Annotated in this window: 6 protein-coding genes and 2 pseudogenes; 3 read left to right on the top strand and 5 right to left on the bottom strand. The window is 70.6% G+C overall.

The features are described 5' to 3' along the window. The 5 genes and pseudogenes from AC0IY1_RS25215 to AC0IY1_RS25195 form a co-directional block, all read right to left on the bottom strand. Positions 1–317 (bottom strand): annotated as a pseudogene (locus tag AC0IY1_RS25215) (hypothetical protein); the annotation flags it as partial. Positions 318–415: 98 nt separating this feature from the next. Continuing rightward, positions 416–565 (bottom strand): hypothetical protein, encoded by a 150-nt coding sequence (locus AC0IY1_RS25210; protein ID WP_471773310.1) that lies wholly within the window; start codon positions 563–565, stop codon positions 416–418. Between the two features lie 33 nt (positions 566–598). After that, complete coding sequence (locus AC0IY1_RS25205; protein ID WP_471773309.1) at positions 599–766, bottom strand: hypothetical protein; 168 nt, start codon at positions 764–766, stop codon at positions 599–601. Then, the gene (locus tag AC0IY1_RS25200; protein ID WP_471773307.1) at positions 763–1,044 is read right to left on the bottom strand and encodes a hypothetical protein; all 282 of its coding nucleotides are present in this window, start codon (positions 1,042–1,044) and stop codon (positions 763–765) included. The genes AC0IY1_RS25205 and AC0IY1_RS25200 overlap by 4 nt, the downstream gene beginning before the upstream one ends. After that, entirely contained in the window at positions 1,041–1,406 is a 366-nt protein-coding gene (locus tag AC0IY1_RS25195; RefSeq protein WP_471773305.1) for a hypothetical protein, read from the bottom strand. The genes AC0IY1_RS25200 and AC0IY1_RS25195 overlap by 4 nt, the downstream gene beginning before the upstream one ends. A gap of 571 nt (positions 1,407–1,977) precedes the next feature. On the opposite strand from AC0IY1_RS25195, the gene AC0IY1_RS25190 reads away from it, so the two are divergent. The 3 genes and pseudogenes from AC0IY1_RS25190 to AC0IY1_RS25180 all read left to right on the top strand — a co-directional run. Continuing rightward, complete coding sequence (locus AC0IY1_RS25190; protein ID WP_471773304.1) at positions 1,978–3,717, top strand: hypothetical protein; 1,740 nt, start codon at positions 1,978–1,980, stop codon at positions 3,715–3,717. A gap of 39 nt (positions 3,718–3,756) precedes the next feature. Next, entirely contained in the window at positions 3,757–4,662 is a 906-nt protein-coding gene (locus AC0IY1_RS25185; RefSeq protein WP_471773303.1) for a hypothetical protein, read from the top strand. A 70-nt stretch (positions 4,663–4,732) separates the two neighbouring features. Next, a pseudogene (locus AC0IY1_RS25180) lies at positions 4,733–5,065 on the top strand (transposase); the annotation flags it as partial. Between the last annotated feature and the right edge of the window lie 76 nt (positions 5,066–5,141).

The following is a 5,141-nucleotide window of genomic DNA, read 5'->3' as shown; positions in this document are numbered from 1 at the left end:
GGGGGCCCCACGGGCGGGGGGGGGGGGGGGGGGGGGGGGTGTGGAACCGGGAACACCTGTCGGAGCAGGTCGCCGTGGGCGTTCAAGGCCCGCGTCAGGTCGGTCCCGGTGCGGACGATGGTGAAGCCGAGGTCGCGGTCGAGCGGGTCGAGGGCGACGCGGGGAAGGCCGAGGGCGACCTCGGGCGGCCCGCGGGCCTCCTTAAAGCGGGCGATGACGTAGGTGGCCGCGGCGAGCAGGCCGCCGACGGCGACGGTCCCGATGGCCTTGAGGGCGTCGGCCGGCAGGCTGACGAAGCTAGTGAGCAGGTCGATCAACGGGCGGCCCTCCGCAGGATGGCGGCCCGCGCGTCGTTGGTGCCTTGGTCCCACACCGCCCGGACGGCGCAGTAGGCGTCGACCATGGCGAGGACGCCCTAGGCCCCGACGCCGGTGTTCCAGCCGGGGTAGCCGTCCTGGGCGAGGAGCCAGGCGAGGGCCGACCAGACGCATGCGCCGACGGCGGCGGTGACGAGACGGAGCGAGGGGCTGTGGCGCTTCGAGCCGTTGACCCACAGCCCGATCATCCGGACCACGGCGACCCCGAGGAGCGTGGCGCCTCAGGTGCCCTCGGGGGCGAGGGACGAGAAGGCGTCGAACGTCGGACGGCTGAACGTGGCGCCGGGCAGGAGCAGCGCGACGGCGACGCCCATCAGCACCAGGGCGCCGACCCATTCGGCCTCGCGACGCTGGTGGTACCCGCCCATGGGGAGGCCGTAGCGTGTCACGACCGGCCTCCCTTGGGGGCCGGAACCGGAGCCGAAATCGAATCTGACTCCACCCCCGACTCGACCTCGGATTCGGCTTCGGCACGTGCCGGGATGGCCTCCGGGACGGGCGCAGGGGCCGGGGCGAGGTCGGCGTGGCGGACGATGCCCTGGCGCCCGCAGCGGCCGCAGTGGACCTCGGACCAGTCCTTGCCGGGGGCGAGGAGCAGGCGGATGCCGGCCCGGCAGGCCTCGGCGTCGGCGCACGCGTCGAAGGTGAAGGGCTTGGGCTCGGTCATGCGCCGGCTCCCACTTTGAGGATGATCCGGGGGCGGGGCGGGACCGGGGATGACGGGCCGGCCGGGGCGGCGTCCTGGCGCCACTTCTTCGCCAGCACGGTCACGACGGACCGGTCGGCGATGACGAGCTTGAGGCCCTCCGTGACGACGGCGCAGGCCCCGTTGGCGACCCCTAGGCCGCCGGCGATAGCGAGGCGCCGGCGGATCGCGCCGATGGGCACCTTGCGACGGCGGAGTTCCACGATGGCGTCGTCGTCTTCGACCGTGGCGTCGACCGTCTCCTGCAGAGCCCGCTCGGCGTACCGGCGGACAGCGTGGTCGGTGACGTGGGCCCGGACGTTGTGCGGGTTGCCGCGCTGCATGGCGTCACGCGCCCCGGAGACGGCGCGGGAGGCGCTTGGCGAGCTCGCGCAGCACCGGGGCCGGGGTAGCGCGAGAAGTTCCGGACGGTGGCGTAGCGAAGGCGCTCCGGGCCCTTCCTGGGGTGGGTGCGCCTCACGGTCCCGGCCCAGACCCAGGCTAGCCCACGGGGGCCTGCAGCGGGGATCGGACGGGTGCCGATCTCGGCGTGGCGGATGTCTACGGACTGAGAGGCTTTCACGATGGCGGGTTCCCGACGTGTGGCGACGTCGGGAAGGGTCCGTCAGTGGCGGCGCGTCGGATAGGCGCCGAGGGCCATCGCGTAAGCCCGTTGGTCCCGGAGTGGCGGAACCTTTGCCCCGAACCCTACAGGTAGCCCTTGTGGGCTACATCCTTATTGACCCGGTCGAAACGTAACACCCGTCCTTTCCGGGCCTTGCCGTTTTCAACGACGCGAGGCAGCATGGCGTCACATCGAGTTGCCGGGTCGCGGGTAGAGGTGCCTCGCGGGCCGGCAGTAGCCGGAGAGCAGCGAACGTGTAACTTGAAGCGTCGCCCCTTGACGGGGCACCCGTGGCCGATCCCGGCCCGCCCGACGACGTGCGCTTCATCGAGCGCCCCACAACATACGCCATGCGGTACTCGCGCTATGCGACGCTCCTGCACCCGACGGACACGCGGGGCATCGCGGTCCTGACCCATTCCGTCCTGCTCCCGGAGCTCGACGAGGAGGGCAAACCGCAGTGGCGCACCAAAGCGACCGGCGCCGACGGGGCAGAACTCGGCGAGGCCGTCGACCGTCTCCGGGCCCGCGGCATCACCATGAACGTCTTCCGGAAGCGCGAGGGCGAGGACCACCGCGAGAAGCCCCGGAAGCCGACCTGGAACCTGGCCGGCCTCAACGCCTGCTGGGTCGACCTCGACTTCTACAATGTCGCCGAATACGTCCATGCGACCGCCCGGACCATGGTGCCGCTGATCCTGGACCGCTGCTACGAGCGCGGCGTCCCGATGCCGTCCTACATCATTGCGAGCGGCCGAGGGTGTCTCGCGGTTTGGCTCCACGAGCGTCAGAAGCCGGCCGCCCTGACGGTGTGGCGGGCGATGCAGCGGAGCCTGCACGTCCACTTCCTGGACATGGGCAGCGACCCCCGGGCCCGCGCCTGCACGATGACGTTCAGCGTCGCCGGGCGCACGAGGAAGGACCGGAAGACCGGGGTCGAGCGCCTCGTCGAGGTCGTCTACCCTCAATACGTCGACGAGATCCCGCGCCATGGGTTCACCCCCCTGCGCGAGGCGCTGCTGAAGTACACGCCGAAGCAGGTCGCGATCCACCTCAAGGGCCAGGCCGCCAAGCGGGCCGCCAAGGCCAAGGCGAAGGTCGAGCGCAGGGCCGCCGCCGCCGCTGCCGGGGAGCCGATCAAGCGCCCGCCCTACACCCTCGTGACGCTCCACCGGACCGTGCACCGTGACTTGAGCCGCTTGTTCGAGGCCCGATTCCGGTTCGGCGGCGTGCCGAACGGGAGCCGTGACGCGTGGCTGTTCGACCTATGCACCGCCGCGGCCTGGTACATGACCCCCGAGGAGCTCTCGGCCGAGGTCGACCGGCTGGCGGCGCTGTGCGGCCTGAAGGCCCGCGAAGCCCGGGGCATGATGGGCTCTCTCCTGCAGCGGGCCCGCCGGGCCGCCCAAGGACGCACCGATGCCTACGCGACCGGCCGCTCGGACGCCCGCTACAAGTCGAATCCCGCAAAGCTCGTTGAGGCTCACGCCGTCACCCGCGGGGAGATGGACAGGCTGAACCTCCGCATCTTGGTCAACGACGCGGTGCGTCGCGACCGCGAGGCCCAGCGCTCCCAGGACCGCCGTGCCGTCGCCGGCGCCACGCCGCGAGCCGATGCGCAGGCCGCCCGGCTCGCGCTCGGGCTGCGCGCCATCGCCAAGCGCGAGGCCGGCATGACGCTCGTCGCCATCGCCGCCGAGGAGGGGCCGAGCGTGTCGCAGGTCCGGAAGGCGATCCGCGAGGCGCAGGCCGTGGCCGCCATCGGCAAGGCGATCCCGAAGCCGAAGCGCGGCCGGCCGAAGAAGGCCTCTAAGGACCCCGCCGGAAAGTGTCACGGTTCGACCGGGTCTATTGACGCGTGGAGTGCACCGTCCGAGGTGCCGCCCGCTGTTGTCGCTGTCGAGGGACGGACGTATACTGTGCCCGTTCGCTGCTCTGCACCTCAGACTGCAACCGACGCCCGCTGCGTGCCGTCAGGCCCGGCGGGCGTTGTCGTGTCGGAGGAGGGCCACGCCCCGGCGCCCGCGTAGCCTGGAACGGGTCACGCCCGGCCGGGCACGATGCCGGGCATGGCCTTCCCCTTCAAAGTCCGCATCGCCTCCGACGTCGGGCCCCTCATCGAGGATTGGCGCGACCGCTTCGTCTCGACCGTCGGCATCGCCAAGTACCGGTGCGCCGCCGGCTGGGCCATGGACGAGACCGCCAAGGCCGCCGTCGTCAACATCCGCCAGCAGTTCCACAAGACGCTCAAGCGGAACACCCCGTGGACGCAGAGCGCGGTCAAATACACGAGGTCGGGTGTCGTCGGCCTGAACTTAATCGAGCGCAACGATGCCGGCGACGGCGTATGGGCCTCGGTCGAGGTGATGCCGAAGCAGTCGACCTACCTGAAGTACCTGTTCGGCGTGCAGGACAACACGCGCCTGCCCGGCGACGTCGGCCTGGCGCAGGACCAGATCCTGATCCCCTGGTGGCAGAACATTACCCTGACGCAGGGCGTCAGCCCGACCGCGTACGGAGGCGTGCCCCGGGGATTCATGGCACGCCTGTCCCGCGAGGTGGCTGGCAACAAGGCCAAGGGGCGGGCCAGCACGTCCAGCCGCTGGGGCGTCTACAAGGGCATGATCACCCTCCACGGGCAGTCCAGGGCCGCCTACATCGCCCGGCCGCCGCGAGTCCCCGTCGAGGGCGAGACCCAGCAGATCTTCTCGAACCGCCGGGGCGGGCGCGTGATTAAAGTTGGGCAGAGGAAGGACATTGACCACCCGCGCATCCCTGTTCCTCGCCGGCCCCAGGGCGACTTACAAGCCCATCCTGGAGAAGCCCTGGGAGGAGGCATGTCAGGCCGTGCCCCCCGCGCCCCTCAATTCATAGCCACTCTGCTTGCCGAACACCTCGCCCACACCACCCGTTTGGCTCTCTGGACCGGCGGCAGACGCATCCGCTGCCATAACCTGATAGGCGGCAATGCCTAGCATGTAACCAGAGATGATTTAGAGCGCCTAACAGAACGGCACCGGGCCGGATGTTGAGCGTTGGTCTGGCATGGCCAGACCGCTTCTCCCCGCTGATCTCTGGGACGAGATCGCTCCGCTCCGCCCGCCGCCTCGGCCGCGTCCGAAGGGCGGGCGTCGTCCGATCGAGAACCGGGCGGCTCTGACGGGCATCCTGTTCGTGCTGCGCTCGGGGCTGCCGTGGGAGATGCTGCCGGCCGAGATGGGCTGCGGCTCCGGCATGAGTTGCTGGCGGCGGCTGCGGGATTGGCAAGCGGCTGGCGTATGGAGCCACCTGCATCACGTACTCCTGGAGCGCCTGCACGCGGCGGGTGAGATCGACTGGAGCCGAGCTTGCTTGGACAGCGCGTCTGTCCCGGCCAAAAACGTATGGCCCGCCCCGTCCGCAAGTGGCTTATGATCCGCTGGTCTGAGCAGTCTGCATAAACGTATCCGGCCTT

The sequence above is a fragment of the Methylobacterium sp. AC690 genome, from assembly GCF_979256535.1.
This window is presented reverse-complemented; position numbering and strand designations above follow the sequence as displayed.